The sequence below is a fragment of the Serratia sp. PF-27 genome, assembly GCF_030053255.1.
Classification (GTDB): Bacteria; Pseudomonadota; Gammaproteobacteria; order Enterobacterales; family Enterobacteriaceae; genus Serratia; species Serratia bockelmannii.
On sequence record NZ_JASGBT010000021.1, the window covers coordinates 917,179 to 941,766 of the forward strand.

A 24,588-nucleotide genomic window follows, 5' to 3' on the forward strand; every position below is an offset into this window, starting at 1 on the left:
ACACGCAGCCTGCGGCGGGCGCGCCGAGGGGCCAATATGGCGAGCAGGATCAAGAATGCGTGGAAAAAATCGGCGGATTTTAACTCTTGTTACCTTTTTCTGTATTTCGCCGCATTTTGGCCGGGCAACTACGCTTAATGACGTGACCTCACCCTTATTGAGCAGGAGCGACAGCATGAACGACCAGCAACGCCAGCAGCACGAGCCGGATGAGACAATGCAGGTAGAGAGCGAAGAGCAGGAACAGGGCAAACGCGAAATCGAAGTCAGGGAAGAGAATCTGCCGTCACGCGCGGCGGCGGTGCATGAACAGATCCGAATGGAAGGCGAAAAAGAGCTGGAGCGCGACGGGCTGGCGCTGCTGTGGTCGGCGATTGCCGCCGGGCTGTCGATGGGCGCCTCGCTGGCGGCGAAAGGCATTTTCCACGCCCGCTTGCCGGACGATCCCAGCCGCTTTTTCATTGAGAACCTCGGCTACACCTTCGGTTTTATCATTGTCATCATGGCGCGCCAGCAGCTGTTTACCGAAAACACCGTCACGGCGGTGCTGCCCATTATGCATAAACCCACGCCGCGCAACCTGCTTATCCTGCTGCGCCTGTGGGGCGTGGTGCTGCTCGGCAATCTGATCGGCACCGCGCTGGCGGCGCTGGCGTTTACCCATATGCCGCTGTTCGACGCCGAAACGCGCCGCGCCTTCATCAGCCTGGGCGAAGAGGTGATGCGCCATACGCCGGGAGAAATGTTCGCCAACGGCATCCTGGCCGGCTGGATCATCGCCACCATGGTATGGATGTTCCCGGCCGCCGGCGCGGCGAAAATTTGGGTGATCGTGTTGATGACCTACCTGGTGGCGATTTGCGATTTGACGCATATCGTGGTCGGCTCGGTGGAGATCCTGTATCTGGTGTTCAACGGCGCGATTGGCTGGCAAGCATTCGTTTATCCGTTCGCCCTGCCGACGCTGGCGGGTAACATCATCGGCGGCACCTTTATCTTTGCGCTGATCAGCCACGCGCAAATCCGCAACGATTTGAGCGCCAAAAATAAGGCAGCGCGGCTGCAAGAGGAAAAACGGCGCCACGACGGAGAAAAACCGTGATCGCGGTCGGTTAGCCGAGGAAATTTCGGCGCGAACTGGCGAGGTATTGAGCAAACGCGCCGCTAAGCGCTTATTCTGCGGGTAAAAAAAGGTATAATGCCCCGGCAGCTTCGGTTGCCGGTCCGCAGCGTCCCCGTAGTTAAACGGATATAACAAGCCCCTCCTAAGGGCTAGTTACTGGTTCGATTCCAGTCGGGGACACCATTCTTTCTCATCAAGCCATTCCCCATCATCTGCACCCGCAATTCCCCTTTTCCCCTGTTCAGACCCGGTTTCTCCCGCGCCTTATGATGGGCATTAATTGAAAAACTTGATATCCGTCGGCGTTGAAATCGCCGCCGCTTCACCTCTGGCCTGCAACTCACCCTTCTCATCATCGAAATCGAACAGCGTAACGCTATTGGTGAACACATTCGTGACATAGAGGCGGTTGCCGTCGGCATCAAAAGCGAGCGCCCGCGGTTCAATGCCGCCGGCCTCATAGCGCGTCGGCACGCCTGGCAGACCGTCCCTGCCTATTTTAAATACCAGCAGGTGGTTATCGGTACCGCGATGGGTGGCAATAAGATATCTGCCGCTCGGGCTCAGGATAATAGCCCCGCCGCTTCTCTCCTCCGCCGAATCGAGGCCGCCGTTCAGTTTCACTTTCCCTCTCAGAGTCAATCGATTGTCGTTAACGGCAAACGCCTCGATCTCGCCCGCCATTTCAGTGATGACATACGCATATTCGCCTTCTGGCGAGAACACCATGTGCCGTGGACCGGCGCCGGGCGCAAAGCCGACATCGCGCGAAGCATCCGCCTGCAGCGGCTGCGCGTTATCCGGGCGATAGCGGTAGGCGTGCAACTTATCGCCGCCGAGATCCGCCGCGTACAGGTATTGGCCATCGCGGCTGAAGGTGGTGGAGTGCGCATGCCCGCCTTCCTGGCGCCCCTGCACGATGCCGGAGCCGGGTATAAACGGGTAATGCTGCACTCGTTCACCCAGTGTGCCGTCGCTGCGAATCGGCAATACCGTCACCCCCGCGCCGCCTTTGGCGACGGAGTAGTTGGCGACAAACAGAAACTTACCGTCCGGGCTGAGTGTGGCATGCGTCGGCTGCTGGCCCGCACTGCTCACCGTATTCAGCACCCGCACGCTGCCTGCGTCGTCTATTGCCAAGGCGGTCACCGTTCCCGCATCCTCTTCATTGGTGACATAGGCGAAACGACCATCGCGAGATTTTGCGATCCATGACGGGCTTTTCATCTTGATGACATTGAGCAGCGTTAACGTGCCGTCGACATTTACCCTCAGACGATAGAGCCCTTCACTGGGGAACGCCGGTTTCTGCACCGCGGGCGCATCCGGAATATGGGTCCAGGTACCGACTAACGCTATTTGTTGATGCTCCCGATTATTGGCCATCGCATTTCCTGAAAACATGAAGAGAGTTAATGCCAGCATTAATTGAATGACCTGCCAGCCTAAACCGGCAACGTTCACCCTGCCAGACACAGACAACGTTAAAGGTAGCATACCGAAAGCGTAATGGTGTTTATTCATTGAACCGGGGGATTTCTCTACACTCATGATGTCTCCTTTTCTCAACGCTACACCACAGGAATCAGTATATCGACATTAACAACTTCGCTGTTTAAATGCTCGTTTCTATATAGCTCAATAAAAAAGCTTTCCCTCATCTTGACATTAATGGCCGGCAGGTAAGCGTCATAGATGCTTTCAAAAAAATCAATGTACTCGGGCAACGCTCCCATAAAGGGAATAACAATATATTTCCCTCTGGGTATGTAGAAGTTAAAAATAGAGTGGAAAACCTCTTGTTCCTTACCATTTGAATGCCATTTACCCGCTCTGGTTTTTTCCACACCATAAGCTTTTCCATTCTTGCTTAACCATTTTTCATTAGTCTGCGTAATGTCACTGGCATCTCTGTATTTCCTTATGGAATGGAAAATCAATGCTTTGTACTGCTTTAACAACTCAATATCATCCGGCATGACCGTGTGATAAAAATAGGGCTTATTGTCATTGCCATACGGTGGGATCTGGATGGAGAAATCCCATCCCCGGCTGTTTCTAAAGCTGTTGGGCGTTTCGCCAAAGAAACGTTTGAATGCCCGCGTGTAACATTGCTGAGAGGCAAAGCCCGATGCCAAGGCGACATCCAGTATGTTCCCTTGATGTTGTTTAAGCAAAATTGCGGATCGGCTCAGCTTTCTGTGCCTGATATAAGTTCCGAGCGTCATACCAAAATAATGTTTAAACAGCCGTTGCAAATGCCATTTAGAATACCCTGAGATAATAGACACTTTCTCGACGGAAAGCCCCTCTATAATATTCTTCTCCATATACTCTAATACCTGTAAAAGAATATCTTTCCGATAGTCCATGTGCGCTCCCTGCCTTTATAAAAATTGTGTCCTTTTCATTAAAATCGTTAACCAACCAAACCAAGTCATTAAGATTAATCCTAAAAAAAATCACCTTGGCAGCGCCATTTTTGCGGCATAGGAAAAGCCATTACTTAAATAACTGAAAATGATCATGTTATATAAATCCACCCGCAAAAAAACGGCAAAACAAAAACAACCCACATAAAATGTTCCCGTCAAAGATGCATTTACATCTCTAGGGAGAATCACACTTTTTGCCAATTGTTTTATCTTAACGTGTTTTTTTATACTCCACTGGCATGGCCGAATAGGAATTTCATCATCACAAATTAAATCGTGAATTTATTGTTTGGTCGGCTGATAAAATTATTGAACCTAATGCGAAGAAGTAGGAACAATGTCGAGGGAGGATGCGGTGGATAAACGCAAGGCCTTAACCTCGGGCCAGATAATCGCAGAGCTTCATAGTGCGTTTCTTTTTTATCTTTTCCCATACAAAGCAGAATCGATGTTTCAACAAACCTTGTTCGATGCCCTACGTTACCCTCCACGCCAATTGGGGCGCCATTTATGCCTCGCTCTTCCCTCGTAACAGTGCCATGTCTGCATACGCTGTGCTTTGTTGCCACAGCACGGCAAAAAGCCCGGCTCGCCAGGCCGGGCTTTTCATTAACGGACTGATTAATCAGCCAGGTTGTCGATCTCTGCCGATCGGTGCTTGCGCAACAGATACAGCAGCAAAGATACCCGCCGCTCGGTGCGTTCCGGGGTATCCGGCGGCAGGTTGTAGCGCAAGGTGTAGCGCTCGTTGTTCTCGTTGCAAAAATCGATGACGAGCACGGGAGCAGACGCTCCCGCCACTTTTCGATAGTTCAGCGAGATGCACGACAGGTTTTTTCTCATCTCAACTTACCGCGACGGTACAGCGGGTTGATTCGGCAATCCGCCCCACGCCGGCGCTCAGCGCAGCGCCCAACAGCAGTATCAGTAGTGAGCCCCATGCGGCGCGAGACAGTTGTTTGGCCGCTTCATCAGCCGCTTCGCGCGCTTTCTGCTCGGCCTCGGCCTTGAGTTTTTCCACCTTCTGCACCGCCTGCTGATAAGCCTGGGCGTAGTTATCGACGATTTGGCTCGCTTCATCACGGCTCTTGCCGGTGCGTGCCGCAACGATATTCACCAACGCATCCTTGTCGGCCGCACTCAACGTCGGCTCACCGGACTGCTTGACGCGTTCGAACCACTGCTTAAGCTCGGTAGCGGCCTGCGCCGGATCGGCAGCCGCGTCCATGGCTGATTGCTTGCCGTCGGCGGTCGCCCTATCGGCCTTCTGTTCCAACCGAGCCGGATCCAATTCCGGCTTGCCGGTCTGCTTGAGCGTGGCGTTCAACTGATTCTCCAGGCTTCCCCAGTCCAGGCTGATACCCTTTTTATCCAGCTGTTGCTTGAGGCCTTCACCCACGTTTGGCGCTGCCGCCGCCAGGCCGCTGCCCGCCAGCGAGAGCCCTTTACCCACCGCGCTGCCCGCCAGCCCCACCACGCCGCTTGCTAATGAAACCATCAGCCAGGTGGTCAGCAAGGTGGTGATCGCCCAGCTCAGCAGGCCATGCAAACCGCCGCGGTTCGGCGCAGTGCGTCCGGCGACGAACGCACCGGCGGCCAGCGATGCCAGCGTGGAAACCAGCAGCCAGATCCCGGTGCCGGTGCCAAAACCGCTCAGCGGATTGCCCTTTTGCATCATATCCACGGCCTGGGCACCGATAGCCGTACCCAGCACGCTGAAGATAAGATAAGTCACCAGCGCCACGGCACTCCCGGCCAATATCGAGCCCCATGACACCTGAAACGCAAAGCGATTTGATTCATAGACAGTGGTCATCGTTGTTCCTTATATTTTCTGGACAAGTGATTGCACGCACGGTGGATAACCGCGCAGACAAATTCAGTCTGCCGCGCGGCGGCGTCGGCCGTCCCAGTTCATTTGCGCCAGAATGCCTAGTGCATTCACACCCTGCGAATACGCACGTTATGCACTAAGCTGCTCAGCGAGTAGCGTAACCCGCGGCCTCGATCAGAGGCCGCTCCCCTTCTGTCTAGCGGAGAGCACATGAACCCATCCGTCCTGGCCAGCGAAACCCACCGCGGCCACCTGCAGCAAATCATCTCCGGCTTGTCCGACGGCGTGATCCTGACGGATACCGATCAAACGCTTCTCTGGGCTAACGAAGCCGCGTTGGCCATGCACGGCGTGAGCCACCAGAAAGCCCTGGGGGCTGATGCCGGCGAGTACGCGGCGCGTTTTGCACTGCGTTATCGCAACAACCACCCGCTGGCGCTGGAACAGTACCCGCTGAGCCGGGTTGCCGATGGCGAAACCTTCACCGATGTGGTGGTGGAGGTTCGGCAGGTCGACGATCCGGAGAGCTTCTGGGTGCACCGCCTGCGGAGCCTGATCATCACCGATGCGCAGGGGCAGCCGGAGCTGCTGGCGCTGATCCTGAGCGACGCAACGGAGTGGGCCAGCGCCGAACAGCGCTTTGAAAAAACCTTCAACGCCAATCCGGCGCCGGCGGTCATTTGTCGGCTAAGCGACCTGCGTTACGTCAAGGTCAACCAGGGGTTCCTCGATATGACCGGTTACCAGCGTGAACAGGTCATGGGGCGTTCGGTTTATGAACTCGACGTCTTGGAACAGGCAGAGCACAAAGAGCTGGCGGTTCAGCGCCTAGGGGAAGGCGCCACCATTCCGCAGATGGAGGCCGAGCTGAAACTGCCCGGCGGAGGAAGCAAGTTGGTGGTGGTTGCCGGTCAACCGCTGGATATCAATGAAGACGACTGCATGCTGTTCACGTTTACCGATCTCGAACCCCGGCGCCTGGCGGAATCGGCGCTACGAGAAAGTGAAGAGCGGTTCGCCAAGGCATTTCGCCTGAGCCCGGTGCCGACGTTGGTGTGTACCGCAGACGAGCGGCACGTGCTGGACGTCAACGAAGCGTTCACCCGCACCACCGAGTACGACGCCGAAGTGTTGATCGGCAAAACGGTCGATGAGATCCAGTTTATTGACGATCCCGAGGCGAACCGCCGTTTGTTTGCCGCACTGGAAAAAAGCGGCAACGTCGAAGGGTTGGATATCCAGGTGCGAAAGAAAGGGAGCGAGCTAATCGACTGCGTGGCCTCGGCGGATGCCGTCAGTATCCATAATGCGCCCTGCTACCTGTTGGTGCTCATGGACATTACTGAGCGTAAACGATCGGAGCTGGAGCTGGTGAATGCCATCGAAGAAGTGATGCAGGATGCCTCGTGGTTCAGCCAAACCCTGATCGAAAAACTGGCCAACGTGAAAAGCATCAACCGGCCCGACCAGGCCGGGTTTGCCGCCAGCGATCTCACGCCGCGCGAGCGCGATGTGCTGGAATTGATTTGCGAGGGGCTGCCGGACAAGAAAATCGCGGCGCGTCTCAATCTGGCGCTCAACACCATCCGCAATCATGTCGCGACGGTCTATTCCAAACTCGGCGTGCACAGCCGCAGCGAAGCCATCGTCTGGGCCAGAGAGCGCGGGCTGTTTACCGGCGGAGCGGCCTCCAGGAACGGCAAGTAGCCTGCAAATGCACTACCCGCACCGATGCAAACGCCCCTTATGAGCGCAGAGTGAAGTGCATAACATGGCGGTGCAAATGCAGGCTTTCGCTCTGTGCGAACGCCAAACGGATCGAACCTTAGGAGCACATCATAATGAACAGCGAAAAAGCCAATGGCATGATGGACAAAGTGGCGGGCAAAGCGCAGGAAATCGCAGGCGACGTCAGCGGTAACGAACGTTGGCAGGCCGAAGGCGTCACGCGCCAGGCAGTGGGCGCGCTGCAAGAAAAATACGGCGACGCCCTGAGCTGCGCCGGCAGTATGATGAAGAAAACCCCCCTCGCCGCGTTGGCACTCGTTGCCGGCGCAGGTTTGTTGGCCGGCCTGCTGCTGCGTCGCCGTTGATTAGCGCCGACGATCAACCTGCTTTTCCCTGAATGTTGTGCCCAGTGGGTAACCACTGGGCACGGTTCTCTGGCCAGGCGGGGCTCAGCGTTATCGATTGCTACCTCCATCTCGTTGGCATCCGGGCTTAACGCGTACTCAACGTCGCCATGCGACGGATGATTATGGCGAAACCGTTATATCCCGCAGGGAATATGAGCTTTTATCGTTCAGGCTGCGGTACACCGCCTTTACTCGCTGCTTAACGGCACCTCTTTTTATTATATTCGTCCTATTGCTGATTATCATCGCCCCCACCGTCTGTTATTTCCGGTTGTTATGCAATTCTCTTCAACATATCGAAATCCCTCGGTATAAAAACCGAATAGATCAATCAGGCTGGGTTTATCCTCCGCGCCATTAAATGTTAATATTGCCAGATTGTGCGCACGGAGAAATAGCATGTTCCCCAGTAAAAAACATTCACAGCGGGCCACCCCGCTCACCAGCTATCAATTTTCTCGGCTGCATACTTTCGAATGCGTCGCCCGCCATTTATCTTTTGCGCTGGCGGCGCAAGAATTGTCGATCACCCCGAGCGCCGTAAGCCACCGCATTAATTTGCTCGAAAAAGAATTGGGCTTTCTGCTATTCCAGCGCTTTCATCGCAGAATTACCCTGACGCCGGAGGGCGAGCGCATGCAATGGGCGCTGAACAGCTCGTTCAACACCTTGAACCAGGAAATTCTGGACATCAAAAATCGCGAGTTGACGGGGACATTGACCCTCTACTCGCACCCGTCTCTGGTGCAATGTCTGTTGTTGCCGCGCATCGGTGACTTTATCGCCCAGCACCCCACCATTCACCTCAACATTTTGACCGGGCAGGAAATCATCAACCTGGCCAACCGCGGCGTGGATCTGGCGATGTACTTCGGCAAACTGCCCTCGGGACGGCATCTGGACGAGGCCTTTATGCAGGAATCGATGGTGCCGATTTGCACGCCGCAGTACGCCGCCGCACATAACCTGTACGATGCGCCGGAAAACCTGGCCCACTGCACGCTGCTGCACGATCGCTACAACTCGGGCGAAGATGAGTGGCAAACCTGGTCGCAACACTTTGCGCTGGGGCTGGATACCGACAGTAAAAGCATGGAGTTCGACCGTTCCGATCTCGCGGTGCTGGCCGCCACGCGGCACCTTGGCGTCGCCATGGGGCGGCTTAATCTGGTGCAGGACTGGATCAAAAGCGGCGAGCTGATCATTCCGTTCACCGATATGACCGTGCCCTGCGAGCACTGCTATTTTACCTCGACCATTTCCGAGCGGCAGTGGCCCAAGATCCTCGCATTTAAGCAGTGGATCATGAAAATCTCCCCTCTGGTCTGATGGCCAGAGGGTTAGCGCTCTACTTTGGGGGAATAAGAAAAATGCAGCGCGCAGGCGTAGAGCCGGCCGGCCTTTGAATAAGAGATGTATTTGCGGCTTTTATCCCAAGCCAGCAGGGAGTTATTGGCAAAATAATAAACCTCCAATTGCATCCCATTCGCCAACCTCGACCAGCCTCGGCTTCTTATCACGGTAAAATCACCGTTATCGCTGAGCGTAATCAGCGGCACGCCCCAGGCATAGCGGGATATTTGCAACTGAATAATGAATTGGCTTTCGCAGCTTATTTGGTAGTTCTGTACATCAACATCCATAATTTATATTTTTGGTGCCACCCTTCGGTCAAAATAAATAAGATATGAACAACTCACCACGATTAACCCCAGCACGATCAGCACGGCCCCCAATACAAACTCAATTTGCAGCGGTTCGCCGAGAATGACGACCCCCGCCAGGATGCCGAATACCGGCGTCATAAAGGTGAGAATGCCCAGCGAGGAGGCCTGATAACGGCGCAGCAGTGAAAACCAGATCAGGTAGCTGAAAAACGACACGATCACCGTTTGGAACAGCAGGCTGCTCCAGGCCACCGGGCTCAGGACGACGTGCAAATTGTCCGTCGCTATCGCCAACAGCGACAGCAGTACACTGGCGCCCATCAACTGGAACAGCAGCGTCTGTTTGGCCGGGCACTCCGCCAGGCGCGTGGTACGGATCACCAGGGTAGAACCACCCCAGGCGATCCCCGCCAACAGGCCATAGAAATCGCCTTTCAGCCGATCGGCTCCGCCGCTTCCCTCAGCCATGCCAGATATGGCCAGCACCACGCCGCCAAAGGCGATGAGCATGCCCAGCCACTGCACCGGTGACAGGCGCTCCTGAGGAAGGAGAAAATGCAGGCCGAGGGCAGAAAACAGCGGCGCGGTGTACAAAAACACCGCCATATGCGAGGCGCTGGTGTAGCGCAGCCCTTCGGAGACAAAAAAGAACTCCAGCGCGAACAATGCCCCTACGCTCAAACCGGCGCTCAGCGTGGCGCGATCCCAGGTGAAACACTCACCGCGGCAACGCGCCAACAGGTATACCCCCAGCGCGGCAAGGCCCGAGCGAATGGCAATTTGCAGCACCGCCGACACATCCTGCTCGGCGGCCTTGATCGCCACCTGCTGCATCCCCCAGATGGCGCAAAGCATCACCATGGCGGCGGCGGCCCTGCCGTCAATACCGACTCTTGCATTCATAATAGGATTCTCGCCGTCGTTGAAATAATAACAGGCTACCGTCGAATTATTCTTTATACACCACGATTTCCTGATAAAGCTTAATAACCTCACCATCGCTGTCTACGGAGTCGGTATATTCAGTTTGCTGCGCTAAATGAATCACCCGCCATCCTTTACGCGCCAATTCCGGGATCGTCAGGCGCCCCACGCCGCGGCAGGTAAACAGGGTATCGTCAGATAACCTGAGTTTACTAACCTCTGCATAATCATAAGCTTGAGAATGGCAGACGTGCGACTCCGCCGCCATCGCCGGTAATGAAAACAGCCCCACCAACAACATTAACAGATTTCTCATGGCGACCTCCCAATCGCTTATTCCTGCCGACCGATTACGCAGAAGAAGGCAAACGTTAATACGGCGGTGACAGGCTGAAATTAATTATCTCTTGCACGACTAAAATTACAGGCTGACGCCGATGACTGACAAATGAAAAATATAAACCTTGGCGTTAGATGAATTCATCCGAATCGAGAGACATAAATAATGGCGCTTTTCACCGCACGAAATGGTCAAAAACCGGCCAATAATTAGCAAGAAAAGTAATTATTTATCTCACCGTTTATGTTACAAATGCCGCCCGCCGCTAAAACACCAAAAAAACCGTCAAAATGCGTAAAAACGCAGCGTTCTGCGCAAAACATCGGCATGGCGGCGCTGATGGGGCGGTCATACATAAAACAGGGATAACACATGGCAATGAAATTGCGCGTAGTGACTCAAGCGGTGGCGCTGGGTCTGGCGATCGGCAGCGCGTCGTTCGCCGCTCAGGCAGAAATCACTCTGCTGAAGCAAGATCCACAGGCCGGCGATCCGCTCAGCCGCCTGAACTTTACCGTTGGCGGCAGCATCCGTCCGCAGTTCAACAACATGACAGGCGACGGTGACAAGGGCTCGTATAAGCGTAACGGCTTCGATGGCGGCACCCGTTTCCGTTTCGCAGCGGACTACTACCTGTTCGACGATATCAGCTGGATCAGCTACTACGAGCTGGGTGTGAACATTCCGGCGCTGTTTGACTGGGATCACCACTATGCCGACGGCGCGAGAAACACCAGCCGCCGTATGCTGTATACCGGCCTGAAAAGCAACACCTGGGGCCAGATGACCTTCGGTCAGCAAAACAGCGTTTACTATGACGTGGTTGGCGCCAAGACCGATATCTGGGACTACGACATGCTGGCCCAGGCACCGGGCAACGGCATCAACGGCGACTACGACGGCTCTTACCGTTCACGCAAAATGCTGAAGTACAAGAACCGCTTCGGCGATGCGGACGTTTACGCCTCGTACCTGTTCAGCGACAGCGACTACCTGCCGGGCAACGGCCTGCGTTATAAGCGCAAAGGCGGCGGCTCACTGGGCGTGGATTACCACATTACACAGGATCTGACCTGGGGTACCGCCTGGAACTACACCCGCGCCGAAATGCGCAACCCGTCCACCAGCGGCAGCAAGAGTTATGACCAGAACATTTTCGGTACCGCCATCAGCTGGAAACCGGACAACTGGACGCTCACCTTCGGCGGCGGTTACTACAACGACTTCCTGACCACCAAGAAAGCCGACGTCAACAATTACTTCGCCGGCGATGCGTGGGGTATCGAATACCTGGCCGGTTATACCGTGCCGGTGGGCCAGTACGCGGTGAAATCGGTGATGCCGTACTTCATGGGCGACCGCCTGGAATACATCAGCGGCCGCAACTACCAGCGCATCGACAACGGCCTCGGGGTTACCGTACAGTTTGACTACGGTTTCCGCGTTGACGTAGAGCACGTGCTGACATCGAGCACCGACAACCTCGGCGATATGACCGTGGTCCGTCTGCGCTACGATTTCTGATTGCTCAGAACGTAAAAAAGGCCGCGCAAGCGGCCTTTTTCGTTGTTTGAAGCAGCGGTCAGAAGCCGCCGCGCGCCGAGCGCCCTACCGCTTCGCCCAGTTGCCATACCGCCATGGCGTAATGGGTGCTGTGGTTATAGCGGGTGATAGTGTAGAAGTTCGGCAGACCGTACCAATACTGGTAGCCGGTGCCGACGTCCAGCCGCAGCAGGCTGGCCTCTTGGTTATCCCCGAGTGAACCCTGCGGGCTCAGGCCGGCTTCAGCCAGTGCGGCGACCGAGTAGCGGGTCTTGAAGCCGTTTTCCAACCCCGGCGCCTGGCCGTTGGCCTGAATGGCGACCGGCTCGCCCTTGGACCAGCCGTGCGCCTTGAAGTAATTGGCCACGCTGCCGATGGCATCGACCGGATCCCACAGGTTGATATGCCCATCGCCGTTGAAGTCAACCGCGTAGCTTTTGAAGGAAGAAGGCATGAACTGCCCATAGCCCATCGCGCCGGCGAAGGAGCCGCGCAGCTCGAGCGGATCGTCACCTTCGGTGCGCGACATCAGCAGGAAGGTTTCCAACTCACCGGCGAAGTAATCGGCGCGGCGCGGGTAGTTGAAGGCCAGCGTCGCCAGCGCGTCGATAATACGGGTTTTACCCATTACGCGGCCCCAGCGGGTCTCCACGCCAATAATCCCCACGATGATCTCCGGCGGCACGCCGTACACCTGCCAGGCGCGCTGCAACGCATCCTGATATTGATTCCAGAACACCACGCCGTTTTGCACGTTATCCGGGGTGATGAACTTGTTGCGGTAGCGCAGCCAGGAACCGTTCGGCCCGGTTGGCCCCTGAGTAGACGGCGTCGGCGCCTGTCTGTCCATCAGCCGCAGCACCGAGTCCAATCGCCGAGCCTGCGCCAGCACGTCGTGCAGCTGCTGCCGGTCAAACCCGTGTTCCTGCACCATCTTATCGATAAAGCGCGCGGTATTCGGGTTATTGGCGAAATCCCCTCCCAGCGGCGCGCCGCTGTGCGCCGGGCTCAGCAAAAAGCCGCCCTTTACCGGGGTGCTCTGCGGCGTAGCGGTGGTACTGGGTTTCGGCGTGCTGCTACAGGCAGCAAGCAAGGTAATCAGCGGTAAAAGCGCAACCAGGTGACGCATCGGATATCCATAGCCATGCAAGAGATAAGTGGGAGTTATGTTAATGCATTGTTCAACGCGAACAAACAGGATTATGCCGCCAATGACCGCGTCAGGTAGCCAAACGTGCCAAATTGTGACGTTTTGCTCGGTGAAAGGACGCCCTGTGCGGCCGCGTGGAATCTCAACCGCAACTAAATGAGAAAAATTATCACCTTGACGCCCCCGTTTACCCCGCTAGAATGCCCGGCTGCTTGCCATCCGGCCTCCGCCGGGCGGCCAATGATGACGACAACGGACTGTGATGGAATCTCTCGGACAACTCACCAAAGACCTTTACCGCGGGCGCATCTCGCGCAAACCCTTTGTTTTCTCGCTGGCGATCTTCGCCGTTGGCATCGTGCTGCTGTCGTTTCTGTCGACCTATCTGGATAAAAACCATTTTCGCGCCCATGCGCACGGCGACACCGAGGAATTCGTCTCGGTGCTGCTGTATCTGCTGTGCATCATGGTGTGGGCGCTGTTCTGTTTTGGCCTGGTGGCGTGGTTTATGGCCAAAACCGCGTTTCGCCTTAATGATATCGGCCTGCCCGGTTGGGTGCTGGCCGTCACATGCTACGTTTGCTCGGTGCTCAACAACTACTCCCCCGGCCCGGTGGCGCGCTGGCTGCCGCTGTTCAGTCTGGCCGTCATGATCTGCGCCCTACTGTTGCCGCCCGACGGGCTGCGTCGCAAGCCGCGTGAACATGCCGATTGAGCGCCATTCCGCTCAAGGCTATGGCTATCCGCCGGCCGCGCCGTCACAATAGCGCCTCATTCAGGTTTCAATCAGGGATTGCCATGTACAGCCACTACCCCGCCCATTACACCTTCGATAGCGACAGCGACGCCTGGCAGATCGGTTTCCACGACTTCCCCGAGTGGCAATCTGCCTGCTATAAACGCGAAGACATCGAGCTGGAAGCGCAGGAAAGCCTGCTGGCCGCCATCGCCGCCGCGATGGATGAAGGTCTGCCTCTGCCCGCCCCTTCTCCTGCGCAAACCGATGACTTGAAAGTACACCTGCCGGCGCTGGTGACGCTGAAGATCGAACTGCACAATGCCATGCTACGCAAAAACACCGGCAAAGCGGCGCTGGCGCGCAAGCTGGGATTCAACGGCGGGCAAATGGAGCGGTTGCTGGATATCGGCTACGCCTCGAAGGTTGAAGCGCTGGAGCAGGCGTTGTATCTGCTGGGCTACGAAGTGCGCGTGACGATAAGTGAAGTTTGCCAATAGGTTAGCAACAGGTAAGCAAAATATTATCCGCAGGGGCTAAATTTTCCTCCATTCGCGCCGATGTGATCGTTACCTAATCACTTGTCGCAACAACGAAGGCTAAAAATGGAGTGGAGTCGCCGTCATATTTGGGCCGTTATTCTGCTGTCTTGTCTCGTTTTTTGGGTCATTTTGGCGACCGGCATCAACGCCGTCGCCTGAGCGCCCGCCGCTGCATTGCTTCATCCCCTATTTAACAGCCCGCCACGGCGGGCTAGTTCCTGTCGCCCGCCCATAAAAAGCGTTATAAAACAGCGCGCCCTGTTCAAAAAACAGCCGAAAATTGTGATAAAAAACACAGTATTGAAATCAGACCAGTATTGAGAGTACATTAGCGCCGATCCTGTCGCGGTTCGGATTTTACCTCACGGAGCATGAGGCGCGACAACCGGACAGCCCGCGCTCGAGGACGTTGTTCTTTCGCTTGGAAGAATCCGCCCGACAAGCAGGCTGCCCATAAAATACTCAGCACAACAATCGGGATCATTGCTGGCGAGGACTCCAGACAGGAGTTGTTCAGTGAAATATTTTTTGATGGGCGTGTCATTCATGCTGGTTGCCTGGGTTGGCACCTTCATGTTGATGGTTGCCTGACGGTAGCCAGACCAGGAACACAGCCAAAGGGACGCGCAAGCGTCCCTTTGTCGTTTCTGTTAACGATCATTTGCCCGGCATCATGCGGCGCAAGGTGTCGTCCTTACGCAGGTAGTGATGAAACAGCGCCGCCAACGCATGTGCGCCAATGATAAAGTAGCCGATATTCGCCAGCGTCTCATGAACCGTTTTGACCAGCCTGCGCATCACCGGATCCGGCGTCACCCACTGCGGCATCGGCCAGCCCAGCAAAGACCACGATTTCCCGCCGTAGGCCAGGGTTAACATGCCCAGCAACGGCAACATCAGGAAGACCACGTACAGCAGCCAATGGAAGATCTTGGCGCCCACTTCCTGCCATTCCTCCAGCGGCGGCGTGGTCGGCGGCGTCGCGTGGAAAGCGCGCACCGCCAACCGAATCAGCATCAGGGCAAAAACCGAAGCCCCAAAATTAAAGTGCAGATTTTTGACCATCGGCGCCCACGCTTCCGGCACCGAGTCTTTCAGCAACATCGCCGCATAGGTGAGGATCACCATCAGCAAAGTCAGCCAATGTAAAACGATTTGCGATCGCGCGTAGCGGTTGCTCATACACTCTATCCAAAAAATAAAATTCAGCGTAATTGAGCATAATGGGGAAATGATGAAGAAAACCTTGGGACGGAAAAAATAAGGCCGGGCGAACGCCCGGCCTGACAGGATTATTTGGCGCTGCCGGCCTTGCCCGGTTTCAGCAGCCCGTCCGCGCGGAACATCGCCTTGATGCCGCGCACCGCCTGGCGGATGCGATCCTGGTTCTCGATCAGCGCGAAACGCACGTGGGTATCGCCGTAGTCGCCGAAGCCGATGCCCGGCGAGACGCAGACCTTGGCTTCCGCCAGCAGGCGTTTGGCAAATTCCAGCGAACCGAGGTGGGCATAAGGCTCGGGAATTTTCGCCCATACGTACATCGACGCCTTCGGGTTTTCCACCATCCAGCCGGCCTCGTGCAGCCCCTTCACCAACACGTTGCGGCGCTGCCGATACTGCTCGGCGATATCGCGCACGCACTGCTGATCGCCTTCCAGCGCGGCGATGGCCGCCACCTGCAGCGGCGTAAAGGTGCCGTAGTCGTGATAACTCTTGATGCGCGCCAGCGCGCTGACCAGTTCAGGGTTACCGACCATGAAACCGATGCGCCAGCCGGCCATGTTGTAGCTTTTCGACAGGGTGAAGAACTCCACTGCAATGTCTTTCGCCCCCGGCACCTGCATGATCGACGGCGCTTTCCAGCCGTCATAGACGATATCGGCATAGGCCAGATCGTGGATCACCAGCACGTTGTACTGCTTGGCCAGTGCCACTACCCGCTCGAAGAAATCCAGCTCTACGCACTGCGCGGTCGGGTTGGACGGGAAGCCGAGGATCATCATTTTCGGGCGCGGAATGGTTTCCCGAATGGCGCGCTCCAGCTCACCGAAGAAATCCACACCGTCCACCAGCGGCACCGAGCGCACCTGGGCGCCGGCGATCACCGCGCCGTAAATGTGGATCGGGTAGCTGGGGTTCGGCACCAGTACCGTATCGCCGTGATCAAGGGTCGCCAGCATCAGGTGCGCCAGCCCCTCTTTCGAACCGATAGTGACGATGGCTTCGCTTTCCGGATCGATATCCACCTGATAACGATCGGCATACCAGCGCGAAATGGCACGGCGCAGGCGTGGAATGCCGCGCGAAGTAGAGTAACCGTGGGTATCGTCGCGCTGGGCGACGGCGCACAGTTTTTCCACGATGTGCGGCGGCGTCGGGCCGTCGGGGTTCCCCATGCTGAAGTCGATAATATCCTCACCGCGACGGCGTGCGGCCATCTTCAGTTCGGCGGTGATGTTGAATACGTAAGGGGGAAGGCGTTCAATGCGCGTAAAACGGCGCTGTGGACTGTTATCAGCCATAGGGGATTCCTCGATAGACGTTAGCGCCCGGACCGTCCGAGCGACGCTGGCCAGCGAACTGACCGAATATCGAACATAGCGCAGCGCCGACGAGCTTGTCGATACCTGGCGCGATATTTTTATTTGCCGCCCTGAAACTCCGCCGCCAACAGCCCGAACAGCCAGTCATCGCACCACTGATCCGCCAGACGGTAGTTGTCGCGCAGCGTGCCTTCCAGCTGGAAACCACACGACTCCAGCAGGCCGCGCGAGGCGACGTTACCGGCGGTCACGGTGGCGGTCAGCTTGTGAAAACCGCAGGCGTTCACCGCAAAATCCAGCACCGCCCGCAGCGACTCCTTGCCATAGCCCTTGCCCTGCCCGGAAGGCAAACTCCCGTATCCCACTTCCGCCTGCCGATACGGCGCCCAGTGCGGACGAAAGCCGGTAATGCCCACCGCCTCTCCGCTGTGCTTCTCACGCATCACCAGACACAACCACTGCTCGCCGTGTTTGTCCCAGGCCGGCAGCCGCTCTTCGAACCGAGCGCGGATCTCCGCTTCGCTGCGCGGATCGGAGATGTAACGGATCACCTCGGGATCTTGGTACAGGCGCAGAAACAGCGGCCAATCCTCGACGGTTATCGACTGTAAGTGCAGACGTTCAGTGACCAGCTTCATAAAATCTCCGAAAAACGAAAAAGAGGAACTTACGAATGAAAGATGTCTCTTTATTTTCCCCGATTGGTTGCCGATAATCATTCACGTTAAAACCACAAAACCTTAACGTCTTGCCCGATTCCCTACAACTGCCCGCCGCCGTTATCCACGCGGCACCAGGAGAACACCATGGCCTCTTTAGTCATCGACGATATTCCGCAGACGATCGTTAACGTCAAGCGCCAGCTGCGCCAGGCATTGCCGAACTACCGCGACGTCTTTCTAGCGCTGGAAGAGAACATCCGCGGCCAGGTCGAACAGATCCGCCGCGAGCTGGCCGCCGGCCATAATCCGGTGCCGCAGATCGACGCAGAAGATATCCTGCAGCAGCGCGTCAGCGAGCAACAAATAGCGCTGATCAAACAGCGCGGCGCCTGCGCCATTCGCGGCGTGTTCCCCCGCGCCAAGGCCGAAGGCTGGAACCGGGAAATCGGCGACTACCTTGAGCGCAACAACTTCGTCGAACGGTTGAAAAACGCCGCCGAAGACAACTATTTCGGCAAGTTGGCCGCCAGCAAGCCGCAGATTTACGGCATCTATTGGTCAAAACCGCAGGTTGAAGCGCGGCAGGATGCGCGCATGCATGCGGTGCAGGTGTTCCTCAACAGCCTGTGGGCCACCGAGAGCAACGGCAAACAGCATTTCGATCCGACCCGCGTCGCCACCTACGCCGATCGCACCCGCCGCCGCCCGCCGAACTCCTCGTCGCTGGGCCTGTCACCGCACGTCGACAGCGGCACCATTGAGCGCTGGCTGGACGAAAACTTCCGCTATGTATATCGCCACGTTTTCTCCGGCGACTGGCAGCAGTACGATCCCTTCGCCGCCGACGGCCGCACCGAGGTGCGCGAAATAGCCTCCCCGGCGGTCTGCTCGATGTTCCGCACCTTCCAGGGTTGGACGGCGCTGACGCCGCAGCGCACCAACGCCGGCACGCTGAACCTGGTGCCGATCGCCAACGCCATGGCCTATGTGTTGCTGCGCGCGCTGCAGGACGACGTCGCCGACGACGATCTGTGCGATGCGGCACCGGGCCGCGCGCTGTCGATCTCGGAAAAGTGGCATCCCCTTTTATTAAGTGGGATTTCCCCCATTCCCGATCTGGAGCCGGGCGACACGGTCTTTTGGCACTGCGATGTGATCCACGCGGTGGAGAACGAGCATAACGGCGAGTTCGACAGCAACGTGATGTACATCGCTGCCGCGCCGGGCTGCGAGAAAAACGACGCCTATCTGCAGCGCCAGCTGCCGAGCTTTATCGACGGCAGAACGCCACCAGACTTCGCCCCTGACGACTTCGAGGTGGATTTCGACGGCCGCGCCACCGTCGACCTGCTGACGCCACTGGGCAAAGCGCAGCTCGGCATGGGCTAATCCCCCGCCCGTGGCGCACGCCACGGGCCCCTTTCGCTGTGGTATACTGCCGCCATCCGTAGGCCGCAGCGAGAACCCGTCGTGCACCCTTTTTTTGAAATGCTGTTGGCGGTGTTTGATCGCGCCGCGCTGATGTTGATCTGTCTGTTTTTCCTGACCCGCACCCGGCTGTTCCGCCAACTGCTGCAAAAAGAAGACCATACGCCGCTCGAGCTCGGCATCGTCACGGCGATCTTCTCGCTGTTCGCGCTGTTCAGCACCTACTCCGGCATCAACGTCGAAGGATCGCTGGTTAACGTGCGCGTCATCGCCATCATGGCCGGCGGCATCCTGTTCGGCCCCTGGGTGGGGATCGTCACCGGCATCGTCGCCGGCGTGCACCGCTATCTGATCGATATCGGCGGCATCACGTCGGTGCCCTGTCTTATCACCAGCATCATCGCCGGCATCAGCGCCGGTTACATCAACCTCAGGGTGAAAAAAGAGCAGCGCTGGCGTGCCGGCATCGTCGGCGGCATGCTGTGCGAATCCCTCACCATGCTGCTGATCGTGCTGTGGGCCAAGCCGACCGAGCTTGGGCTGGACATCGTGTCGCAGATCGCCCTGCCGATGATCCTCGGCACGGTGTGCATCGGCCTGATCGTGCTGCTGGTGCAGAGCGTCGAGGATGAGAAAGAAGTGATCGCCGCGCGCCAGGCTAAGCTGGCGCTGGATATCGCCCACAAGACGCTGCCCTATTTCCGCAACATCAACAGCGAATCGCTGGCCACCATCTGCGATATCATCCGCCAGGACATCCGCGCCGACGCGGTAGCGATCACCGATACCCATCAGGTGCTGGCCTACGTCGGCGTAGGGCGCGAAGCCTACCCGATCGGCCGCGAAGGGCTGAGCCGCGTCACCCGCGAAAGCATTCGCCACGGCAAAATCATCATCAAGAACAACCTGGAAAACCCGGCGGCGCCGCAGATCCATTCGCAGCTGGTGGTGCCGCTGTGGGAAAAAGGCGAAGTGACCGGCGCGCTAAAAATCTACTACTGCCACGCCCACCAGATCACCAACACGCTGAAGGTGATGGCGGTCGGGCTGTCGCAGATCATCTCCACGCAGATGGAAGTGTCCCGCATCGAGCACCTGCGCCAGATGGCGGACAAGGCCGAAATGCGCGCGCTGCAGAGCAAGATTAACCCGCACTTCCTGTTCAACGCGCTGAACGCCATCTCTTCCTCTATTCGCCTGAATCCGGACACCGCGCGCCAGCTGATCATTAACCTGTCGCGCTACCTGCGCTACAACCTGGAGCTGAACGACGAACTGATCGATATCCGCAAGGAGTTACATCAGATTCAGGACTATATCGCCATCGAACAGGCCCGCTTCGGCGCCAAGCTGACGGTGATCTACGACATCGACGACGATGTCTCGGTGCGCATTCCGAGCCTGCTGATCCAGCCGCTGGTGGAGAACGCCATCGTGCACGGCATCCAGCCCTGTAAGGGGAAAGGGGTGGTGGTGATCGCGGTGAAAGATCAGGGCGACCGGGTGAAGATTTCGGTGAAGGATACCGGCCACGGCATCAACCAGGAAACCATCGATCGGGTGGCGCGCAACGAAATGCCGGGCCACAATATCGGCCTGCTCAACGTGCATCACCGCGTGTCGCTGCTGTACGGTGAAGGGCTGCATATCCGCCGCCTGGAGCCGGGCACCGAAATCGCGTTCTACATCAGCAAAAACGGCGGCAAGCTGCATCAGGAGCCGAGCGCGCCGCCGGTCGGGGAGGCCTCATGAAAGCCATCATCGTGGAAGACGAATTCCTCGCGCAGGAAGAACTCAGCTACCTGATCAAGAAACACAGCAATATCGATATCGTCGCCACCTTCGAGGATGGCCTCGACGTCCTCAAATACCTGCAGACTCACCAGGTCGACGCCATTTTCCTCGATATCAACATCCCGTCGCTGGACGGCGTGTTGCTGGCGCAAAACATCAGTAAATTCGCGCATCGCCCGTCGATCGTGTTCATCACCGCCTATAAAGAGCACGCGGTGGAAGCGTTCGAGATCGAAGCGTTCGACTATATCCTCAAGCCCTATCACGAGGCGCGCATCGTCACCATGCTGCAAAAGCTGGAGGCGCTGCACCATCGCCCCGCCGGCGCGACGGAGCCGGCCAGCGCGCCGAGCCGCGGCAGCCATAGCATCAACCTGATCAAAGACGAGCGGATCATCGTTACCGACATCAACGACATCTATTACGCCGCCGCCGATGAAAAGGTGACGCGGGTCTATACCCGCCGGGAAGAGTTCGTGATGCCGATGAACATCACCGAGTTTTACGGCCGGCTCCCGGAAGAACATTTCTTCCGCTGCCATCGCTCTTACTGCGTTAACCTGGCGAAGATCCGCGAGATCGTCCCCTGGTTCAACAATACCTACATTCTGCGGCTGAGCGATCTCGAGTTTGAAGTGCCGGTCAGCCGCAGCAAGGTGAAAGAGTTCCGCAAGCTGATGCGCCTGTAAGCGCTTACCAGCGCGGGCCCGGACGGTAGTAATAGCCGGGCGGCGGCGGTGGCGGCATGCGGTAATGCGGCCGATCTCGCCAGTCGCGCCGCGGTGGCCCGTAGTAAATCACCCGTGGCGGCGGGCCGTAATAGTACCCGCGCGGGCGTTCATACCGGTGATGATCGGCCCACCAACGCGGATCGCGCCAGCGATAGCCGTCCCAGTAGTGGCCGCGATTATCGCGATCGCCGATATGCAACGACAGGCCCGGCACGTTCACGCCGATGGACACGTCGGCCTGGCTCGCCAGCGGCAGCGCCAGCAGCGCGGCCAGTAACAACAGCGTTTTTTTCATTTCATGGACTCCTGCAGAGCGGACCTCGTCCGATCGCAGATAACATAGTCCCGCGCTCATCGCCGCTCTATAGGCGCAATGCCGATTTACGCCTTTCAGACGCATCCTTCACAATTTCACCACAATCGTTCACCGCCGATTAACAATAAATCGTTGATATCTTTGATGTAGATCACGTGTCACCCCCGGCATTTCACGCGCTTTTCGGCGCAAAAACGGCAACTCACGCCGCATAACATGCATTTCATTCCTTCCGTCGTGCAACTCATTCCCGATCCGCCGCCCGCCGGGGGTGCCGGCCATATAATAAGCCCATACCGCGGGAACACAGATTCACCCCGCAAATTTCAGCCAACGGCTCACGCCCGGCAACGCACACACAGGAAGGAGACCGGCCATGAACACCAAACCGGCAAATCGCAGCTTAATCGTTCTCGGCACCATCATCTGTCAGATGGGTCTGGGCACCATCTACACCTGGAGCCTGTTCAACCAGCCGCTGGTCGACAAGTTCCACTGGGGGCTGGCAGACGTCGCCACCACCTTCTCCATCACCAGCTTCTTCCTGGCCTTCGCCACGCTGTTCGCCGGCAAGCTGCAAGAACGCTTCGGCATCCGCAATCTGACGCTGTGTTCCGGCATCCTGGTCGGCCTGGGTCTCATCGCCAGCGCCCACGTCAGCTCGCTTGACATGATTTACCTGCTGGCCGGCGTGGTGGTGGGCTTTGCGGTCGGTATCGCCTACATCTCCACCCTGTCCAACCTGATTAAGTGGTTCCCCGCCAACAAAGGCCTGATTTCCGGCATCTCCGTCGGCGCCTTCGGCAGCGGTAGCCTGCTGTTCAAATACGTCAACGCCGCCCTGATCGCCGACGTCGGCGTTTCCGGTGCCTTCTTCTACTGGGGTGCCATCGTGATGGGCCTGATCGTCGTCGGCTCCCTGCTGCTGAAAGAGCCGGTGCTGGCGACCAACGCCGCACAACCAGGCGCCAACGGTCTGGGTAACGACTACAGCGTGCGTCAGATGCTGGCCACCAAAGAAGCCTACCTGCTGTTCACCATCTTCTTCGCTGCCTGCATGAGCGGTCTGTATCTGATTGGCATCGTGAAAGACATGGGCGTTCAACTGGCCGGGATGGACTTGGCCACCGCCGCCAACACCGTGTCCGCCGTCGCCATCTTCAACACCGCCGGCCGCATCATCCTGGGTACGCTGTCCGATAAAGTGGGCCGCATGCGCGTCATCAGCTTCACCATGCTGGTTACCGTGCTGGCGATTGTCGCCCTGAGCTTCATGACTCTGAACCACACGCTGTTCTTCATCTGCGTCGGCGCGGTGGCCTTCTGCTTCGGCGGCAACATCACCGTGTTCCCGGCGATTGTCGGCGACTTCTTCGGCCTGAAAAACCACAGCAAGAACTACGGCATCATCTACCAGGGCTTCGGCCTGGGCGCGCTGGCCGGTTCGTTCGTCGCCAAATACTTCGGCGGCTTCCACGCCACCTTTATGGTGATTGGCGTCCTGTCCGCCGCTTCTCTGCTGATTACGCTGTTCATCAAAGCGCCGAAGGCGGTGGCAGCGGAAACGGCAGAAACCGCCCAAACGGCGGAGCTGGCCAAAGCCTGATACCCCACGAAAACGACAAGGGGCGCAACCTGTGGGTTGCGCCCCTTTTTTTATCGTGCCGCCGCGTTGCTTACAGCTGCATGCCCAGCGTCTGGCGCAGATGCGCGCCGGCCCCCAGCAGGCCCGGTTGGCCATGGGTTATCATGAACACCGGAATGTCTCGCACATAGTCGCGGAAGCGCCCCTTGTCTTCGAAAGCGGCGCGGAAGCCCGAGGCCTTGAAGAATTCCATAAAGCGCGGCACGATGCCGCCGGCGATGTACACGCCGCCAAAGGTGCCCAGATTCAGCGCCAGGTTGCCGCCGAAGCGCCCCATGATCACGCAAAACAGCGACAGCGCACGGCGGCAGTCGATGCAGCTGTCGGCCAGCGCCCGCTCGGTGATGTCCTTCGGCTCCCATTTCTCCGGCAGGCGATTGTCCGCCTTGACGATAGCGCGATACAGGTTGACCAGGCCCGGCCCGGACAGCACGCGCTCGGCGGAAACGTGCCCCACTTCACCGCGCAGCACCTCCAGAATAATGTCCTCTTCTTCGCTGTTCGGCGCGAAATCGACATGGCCGCCCTCGCCCGGCAGGCTGACCCAGCGGCGATCGACGTGCACCAGGTGGGCGACGCCCAACCCGGTGCCGGCGCCGTACACCGCGATCGGTTTGCCCGGCTGCGCATCGCCGCCGCCAAACTGCAGCACGTCGTCCGGCGAGAGCATCGGGATCGCCATCGAGACGGCGGTGAAATCGTTGATCACTTCCAGATGACTCAACCCCAGGTTGGCCTTCATTTCTTTGATAGAGAACGCCCAGCTGTGGTTGGTCATCGCGACCCAGTCTTCCGTCACCGGGCAGGCGATCGCGATACAGGCATCCTGCACCTCGATATCGCACGCTTTCAGGTAGTGGCGGATCACCGCCTCCAGGCTGTCGAACTCCAGGCCGGAATAGGTTTTCGCCTGGGTAATCTCACCCGTCGCAACAGTGCACAACGCCAGGCGGGCATTGGTGCCGCCAACATCACCCACGAGGGCATAGGTCATTGATTTCGTCTCCGCAAAATGAAAAATAAAAAGCTGCCCACACTGTA

The 24,588-nt window shown here is 57.6% G+C and carries 25 protein-coding genes and 1 tRNA gene; 13 read left to right on the top strand and 13 right to left on the bottom strand.

The window, feature by feature from the left end:
- Window positions 1-175: 175 nt before the first annotated feature.
- Window positions 176-1,102 (top strand): formate/nitrite transporter family protein, encoded by a 927-nt coding sequence (locus QMZ29_RS19365; protein WP_049294898.1) that lies wholly within the window; start codon window positions 176-178, stop codon window positions 1,100-1,102.
- Between the two features lie 129 nt (window positions 1,103-1,231).
- A tRNA-Arg gene (locus QMZ29_RS19370) sits at window positions 1,232-1,306 on the top strand.
- 93 nt (window positions 1,307-1,399) lie between these two features.
- Here QMZ29_RS19370 and QMZ29_RS19375 read toward each other — a convergent pair.
- The 4 genes from QMZ29_RS19375 to QMZ29_RS19390 form a co-directional block, all read right to left on the bottom strand.
- Window positions 1,400-2,674, bottom strand: coding sequence for a lactonase family protein (locus tag QMZ29_RS19375; RefSeq protein WP_254599072.1), 1,275 nt, complete (start codon window positions 2,672-2,674; stop codon window positions 1,400-1,402).
- A gap of 20 nt (window positions 2,675-2,694) precedes the next feature.
- Window positions 2,695-3,495 carry a helix-turn-helix domain-containing protein gene (locus tag QMZ29_RS19380; RefSeq protein ID WP_049207364.1) on the bottom strand — a complete coding sequence of 267 codons (801 nt, stop codon included), beginning with the start codon at window positions 3,493-3,495 and terminating at the stop codon, window positions 2,695-2,697.
- A gap of 684 nt (window positions 3,496-4,179) precedes the next feature.
- Complete coding sequence (locus QMZ29_RS19385; RefSeq protein WP_043140211.1) at window positions 4,180-4,401, bottom strand: hypothetical protein; 222 nt, start codon at window positions 4,399-4,401, stop codon at window positions 4,180-4,182.
- A 1-nt stretch (window position 4,402) separates the two neighbouring features.
- Window positions 4,403-5,374: a TIGR04086 family membrane protein gene (locus QMZ29_RS19390; protein ID WP_261426152.1), complete on the bottom strand. Its 972-nt coding sequence runs from the start codon at window positions 5,372-5,374 to the stop codon at window positions 4,403-4,405.
- Window positions 5,375-5,602: 228 nt separating this feature from the next.
- Between QMZ29_RS19390 and QMZ29_RS19395 the strand changes: the two genes are divergently transcribed.
- The 3 genes from QMZ29_RS19395 (at window position 5,603) to dsdC (ending at window position 8,856) form a co-directional block, all read left to right on the top strand.
- A complete protein-coding gene (locus QMZ29_RS19395; protein ID WP_261426149.1) occupies window positions 5,603-7,099 on the top strand; it encodes a helix-turn-helix transcriptional regulator in 1,497 nt (498 codons plus the stop codon).
- A gap of 134 nt (window positions 7,100-7,233) precedes the next feature.
- The gene (locus tag QMZ29_RS19400; protein ID WP_261426147.1) at window positions 7,234-7,485 is read left to right on the top strand and encodes a CsbD family protein; all 252 of its coding nucleotides are present in this window, start codon (window positions 7,234-7,236) and stop codon (window positions 7,483-7,485) included.
- A 441-nt stretch (window positions 7,486-7,926) separates the two neighbouring features.
- Complete coding sequence (gene dsdC, locus QMZ29_RS19405; RefSeq protein WP_173889255.1) at window positions 7,927-8,856, top strand: DNA-binding transcriptional regulator DsdC; 930 nt, start codon at window positions 7,927-7,929, stop codon at window positions 8,854-8,856.
- 11 nt (window positions 8,857-8,867) lie between these two features.
- Here dsdC and QMZ29_RS19410 read toward each other — a convergent pair whose 3' ends face one another.
- Genes QMZ29_RS19410 through QMZ29_RS19420 form a run of 3 tightly spaced genes read right to left on the bottom strand, consistent with a single transcriptional unit; the run spans window position 8,868 to window position 10,434 of the window.
- Window positions 8,868-9,170 carry a hypothetical protein gene (locus tag QMZ29_RS19410; protein ID WP_141967486.1) on the bottom strand — a complete coding sequence of 101 codons (303 nt, stop codon included), beginning with the start codon at window positions 9,168-9,170 and terminating at the stop codon, window positions 8,868-8,870.
- A gap of 3 nt (window positions 9,171-9,173) precedes the next feature.
- Window positions 9,174-10,097, bottom strand: coding sequence for a DMT family transporter (locus QMZ29_RS19415; RefSeq protein WP_197834040.1), 924 nt, complete (start codon window positions 10,095-10,097; stop codon window positions 9,174-9,176).
- A 46-nt stretch (window positions 10,098-10,143) separates the two neighbouring features.
- Window positions 10,144-10,434 (bottom strand): hypothetical protein, encoded by a 291-nt coding sequence (locus QMZ29_RS19420; RefSeq protein WP_049200124.1) that lies wholly within the window; start codon window positions 10,432-10,434, stop codon window positions 10,144-10,146.
- A gap of 396 nt (window positions 10,435-10,830) precedes the next feature.
- On the opposite strand from QMZ29_RS19420, the gene QMZ29_RS19425 reads away from it, so the two are divergent.
- On the top strand, window positions 10,831-11,982 hold the full coding sequence (locus QMZ29_RS19425; protein ID WP_025303743.1) for a porin: 1,152 nt from the start codon (window positions 10,831-10,833) through the stop codon (window positions 11,980-11,982).
- Window positions 11,983-12,040: 58 nt separating this feature from the next.
- Here the strand turns inward: QMZ29_RS19425 and mltB are convergent, their stop codons facing one another.
- Window positions 12,041-13,129, bottom strand: coding sequence for a lytic murein transglycosylase B (gene mltB / locus QMZ29_RS19430; protein WP_049203736.1), 1,089 nt, complete (start codon window positions 13,127-13,129; stop codon window positions 12,041-12,043).
- A 283-nt stretch (window positions 13,130-13,412) separates the two neighbouring features.
- Here mltB and QMZ29_RS19435 point away from each other — a divergent pair, with 283 nt between their 5' ends.
- The 3 genes from QMZ29_RS19435 (at window position 13,413) to ypdK (ending at window position 15,019) form a co-directional block, all read left to right on the top strand.
- Window positions 13,413-13,865, top strand: coding sequence for a DUF805 domain-containing protein (locus QMZ29_RS19435; protein WP_043140239.1), 453 nt, complete (start codon window positions 13,413-13,415; stop codon window positions 13,863-13,865).
- 83 nt (window positions 13,866-13,948) lie between these two features.
- Entirely contained in the window at window positions 13,949-14,386 is a 438-nt protein-coding gene (locus QMZ29_RS19440; protein WP_261426135.1) for a type II toxin-antitoxin system HicB family antitoxin, read from the top strand.
- A gap of 558 nt (window positions 14,387-14,944) precedes the next feature.
- Complete coding sequence (ypdK, locus tag QMZ29_RS19445; protein ID WP_099782600.1) at window positions 14,945-15,019, top strand: membrane protein YpdK; 75 nt, start codon at window positions 14,945-14,947, stop codon at window positions 15,017-15,019.
- Window positions 15,020-15,085: 66 nt separating this feature from the next.
- On the opposite strand, the gene QMZ29_RS19450 is transcribed toward ypdK, so the two are convergent.
- The 3 genes from QMZ29_RS19450 to QMZ29_RS19460 form a co-directional block, all read right to left on the bottom strand.
- The gene (locus QMZ29_RS19450; RefSeq protein ID WP_060433767.1) at window positions 15,086-15,610 is read right to left on the bottom strand and encodes a cytochrome b; all 525 of its coding nucleotides are present in this window, start codon (window positions 15,608-15,610) and stop codon (window positions 15,086-15,088) included.
- A 110-nt stretch (window positions 15,611-15,720) separates the two neighbouring features.
- A complete protein-coding gene (alaC, locus tag QMZ29_RS19455) occupies window positions 15,721-16,950 on the bottom strand; it encodes an alanine transaminase (protein WP_016926818.1) in 1,230 nt (409 codons plus the stop codon).
- Window positions 16,951-17,069: 119 nt separating this feature from the next.
- Window positions 17,070-17,609: a GNAT family N-acetyltransferase gene (locus tag QMZ29_RS19460; protein ID WP_060433771.1), complete on the bottom strand. Its 540-nt coding sequence runs from the start codon at window positions 17,607-17,609 to the stop codon at window positions 17,070-17,072.
- Window positions 17,610-17,777: 168 nt separating this feature from the next.
- On the opposite strand from QMZ29_RS19460, the gene QMZ29_RS19465 reads away from it, so the two are divergent.
- From QMZ29_RS19465 to QMZ29_RS19475, 3 genes are all read left to right on the top strand, one after another.
- Window positions 17,778-19,022, top strand: a complete 1,245-nt coding sequence (locus tag QMZ29_RS19465) for a DUF1479 domain-containing protein (protein ID WP_049203742.1) — start codon at window positions 17,778-17,780, stop codon at window positions 19,020-19,022.
- Window positions 19,023-19,121: 99 nt separating this feature from the next.
- The gene (locus tag QMZ29_RS19470; RefSeq protein WP_147824234.1) at window positions 19,122-20,813 is read left to right on the top strand and encodes a sensor histidine kinase; all 1,692 of its coding nucleotides are present in this window, start codon (window positions 19,122-19,124) and stop codon (window positions 20,811-20,813) included.
- Window positions 20,810-21,544 (top strand): LytR/AlgR family response regulator transcription factor, encoded by a 735-nt coding sequence (locus tag QMZ29_RS19475; protein ID WP_025303751.1) that lies wholly within the window; start codon window positions 20,810-20,812, stop codon window positions 21,542-21,544. The genes QMZ29_RS19470 and QMZ29_RS19475 overlap by 4 nt, the downstream gene beginning before the upstream one ends.
- Window positions 21,545-21,548: 4 nt before the next feature.
- Here the strand turns inward: QMZ29_RS19475 and QMZ29_RS19480 are convergent, their stop codons facing one another.
- A complete protein-coding gene (locus QMZ29_RS19480; protein ID WP_025303752.1) occupies window positions 21,549-21,881 on the bottom strand; it encodes a DUF2502 domain-containing protein in 333 nt (110 codons plus the stop codon).
- 397 nt (window positions 21,882-22,278) lie between these two features.
- On the opposite strand from QMZ29_RS19480, the gene QMZ29_RS19485 reads away from it, so the two are divergent.
- A complete protein-coding gene (locus QMZ29_RS19485; RefSeq protein WP_060433775.1) occupies window positions 22,279-23,508 on the top strand; it encodes an L-lactate MFS transporter in 1,230 nt (409 codons plus the stop codon).
- Window positions 23,509-23,578: 70 nt separating this feature from the next.
- Here QMZ29_RS19485 and glk read toward each other — a convergent pair whose 3' ends face one another.
- The gene (glk, locus tag QMZ29_RS19490) at window positions 23,579-24,541 is read right to left on the bottom strand and encodes a glucokinase (protein ID WP_060433777.1); all 963 of its coding nucleotides are present in this window, start codon (window positions 24,539-24,541) and stop codon (window positions 23,579-23,581) included.
- Window positions 24,542-24,588 lie beyond the last annotated feature (47 nt).

What these genes read in the sequence shown, in the direction of transcription:
- QMZ29_RS19365 (WP_049294898.1), top strand. Translation starts at nt 176, where the DNA reads ATGAACGACCAGCAACGCCAGCAGCACGAGCCGGATGAGACAATGCAG.
- QMZ29_RS19375 (WP_254599072.1), bottom strand. Translation starts at nt 2,674, where the DNA reads ATGAGTGTAGAGAAATCCCCCGGTTCAATGAATAAACACCATTACGCT.
- QMZ29_RS19380 (WP_049207364.1), bottom strand. Translation starts at nt 3,495, where the DNA reads ATGGACTATCGGAAAGATATTCTTTTACAGGTATTAGAGTATATGGAG.
- QMZ29_RS19385 (WP_043140211.1), bottom strand. Translation starts at nt 4,401, where the DNA reads ATGAGAAAAAACCTGTCGTGCATCTCGCTGAACTATCGAAAAGTGGCG.
- QMZ29_RS19390 (WP_261426152.1), bottom strand. Translation starts at nt 5,374, where the DNA reads ATGACCACTGTCTATGAATCAAATCGCTTTGCGTTTCAGGTGTCATGG.
- QMZ29_RS19395 (WP_261426149.1), top strand. Translation starts at nt 5,603, where the DNA reads ATGAACCCATCCGTCCTGGCCAGCGAAACCCACCGCGGCCACCTGCAG.
- QMZ29_RS19400 (WP_261426147.1), top strand. Translation starts at nt 7,234, where the DNA reads ATGAACAGCGAAAAAGCCAATGGCATGATGGACAAAGTGGCGGGCAAA.
- dsdC (WP_173889255.1), top strand. Translation starts at nt 7,927, where the DNA reads ATGTTCCCCAGTAAAAAACATTCACAGCGGGCCACCCCGCTCACCAGC.
- QMZ29_RS19410 (WP_141967486.1), bottom strand. Translation starts at nt 9,170, where the DNA reads ATGGATGTTGATGTACAGAACTACCAAATAAGCTGCGAAAGCCAATTC.
- QMZ29_RS19415 (WP_197834040.1), bottom strand. Translation starts at nt 10,097, where the DNA reads ATGAATGCAAGAGTCGGTATTGACGGCAGGGCCGCCGCCGCCATGGTG.
- QMZ29_RS19420 (WP_049200124.1), bottom strand. Translation starts at nt 10,434, where the DNA reads ATGAGAAATCTGTTAATGTTGTTGGTGGGGCTGTTTTCATTACCGGCG.
- QMZ29_RS19425 (WP_025303743.1), top strand. Translation starts at nt 10,831, where the DNA reads ATGGCAATGAAATTGCGCGTAGTGACTCAAGCGGTGGCGCTGGGTCTG.
- mltB (WP_049203736.1), bottom strand. Translation starts at nt 13,129, where the DNA reads ATGCGTCACCTGGTTGCGCTTTTACCGCTGATTACCTTGCTTGCTGCC.
- QMZ29_RS19435 (WP_043140239.1), top strand. Translation starts at nt 13,413, where the DNA reads ATGGAATCTCTCGGACAACTCACCAAAGACCTTTACCGCGGGCGCATC.
- QMZ29_RS19440 (WP_261426135.1), top strand. Translation starts at nt 13,949, where the DNA reads ATGTACAGCCACTACCCCGCCCATTACACCTTCGATAGCGACAGCGAC.
- QMZ29_RS19450 (WP_060433767.1), bottom strand. Translation starts at nt 15,610, where the DNA reads ATGAGCAACCGCTACGCGCGATCGCAAATCGTTTTACATTGGCTGACT.
- alaC (WP_016926818.1), bottom strand. Translation starts at nt 16,950, where the DNA reads ATGGCTGATAACAGTCCACAGCGCCGTTTTACGCGCATTGAACGCCTT.
- QMZ29_RS19460 (WP_060433771.1), bottom strand. Translation starts at nt 17,609, where the DNA reads ATGAAGCTGGTCACTGAACGTCTGCACTTACAGTCGATAACCGTCGAG.
- QMZ29_RS19465 (WP_049203742.1), top strand. Translation starts at nt 17,778, where the DNA reads ATGGCCTCTTTAGTCATCGACGATATTCCGCAGACGATCGTTAACGTC.
- QMZ29_RS19470 (WP_147824234.1), top strand. Translation starts at nt 19,122, where the DNA reads ATGCTGTTGGCGGTGTTTGATCGCGCCGCGCTGATGTTGATCTGTCTG.
- QMZ29_RS19475 (WP_025303751.1), top strand. Translation starts at nt 20,810, where the DNA reads ATGAAAGCCATCATCGTGGAAGACGAATTCCTCGCGCAGGAAGAACTC.
- QMZ29_RS19480 (WP_025303752.1), bottom strand. Translation starts at nt 21,881, where the DNA reads ATGAAAAAAACGCTGTTGTTACTGGCCGCGCTGCTGGCGCTGCCGCTG.
- QMZ29_RS19485 (WP_060433775.1), top strand. Translation starts at nt 22,279, where the DNA reads ATGAACACCAAACCGGCAAATCGCAGCTTAATCGTTCTCGGCACCATC.
- glk (WP_060433777.1), bottom strand. Translation starts at nt 24,541, where the DNA reads ATGACCTATGCCCTCGTGGGTGATGTTGGCGGCACCAATGCCCGCCTG.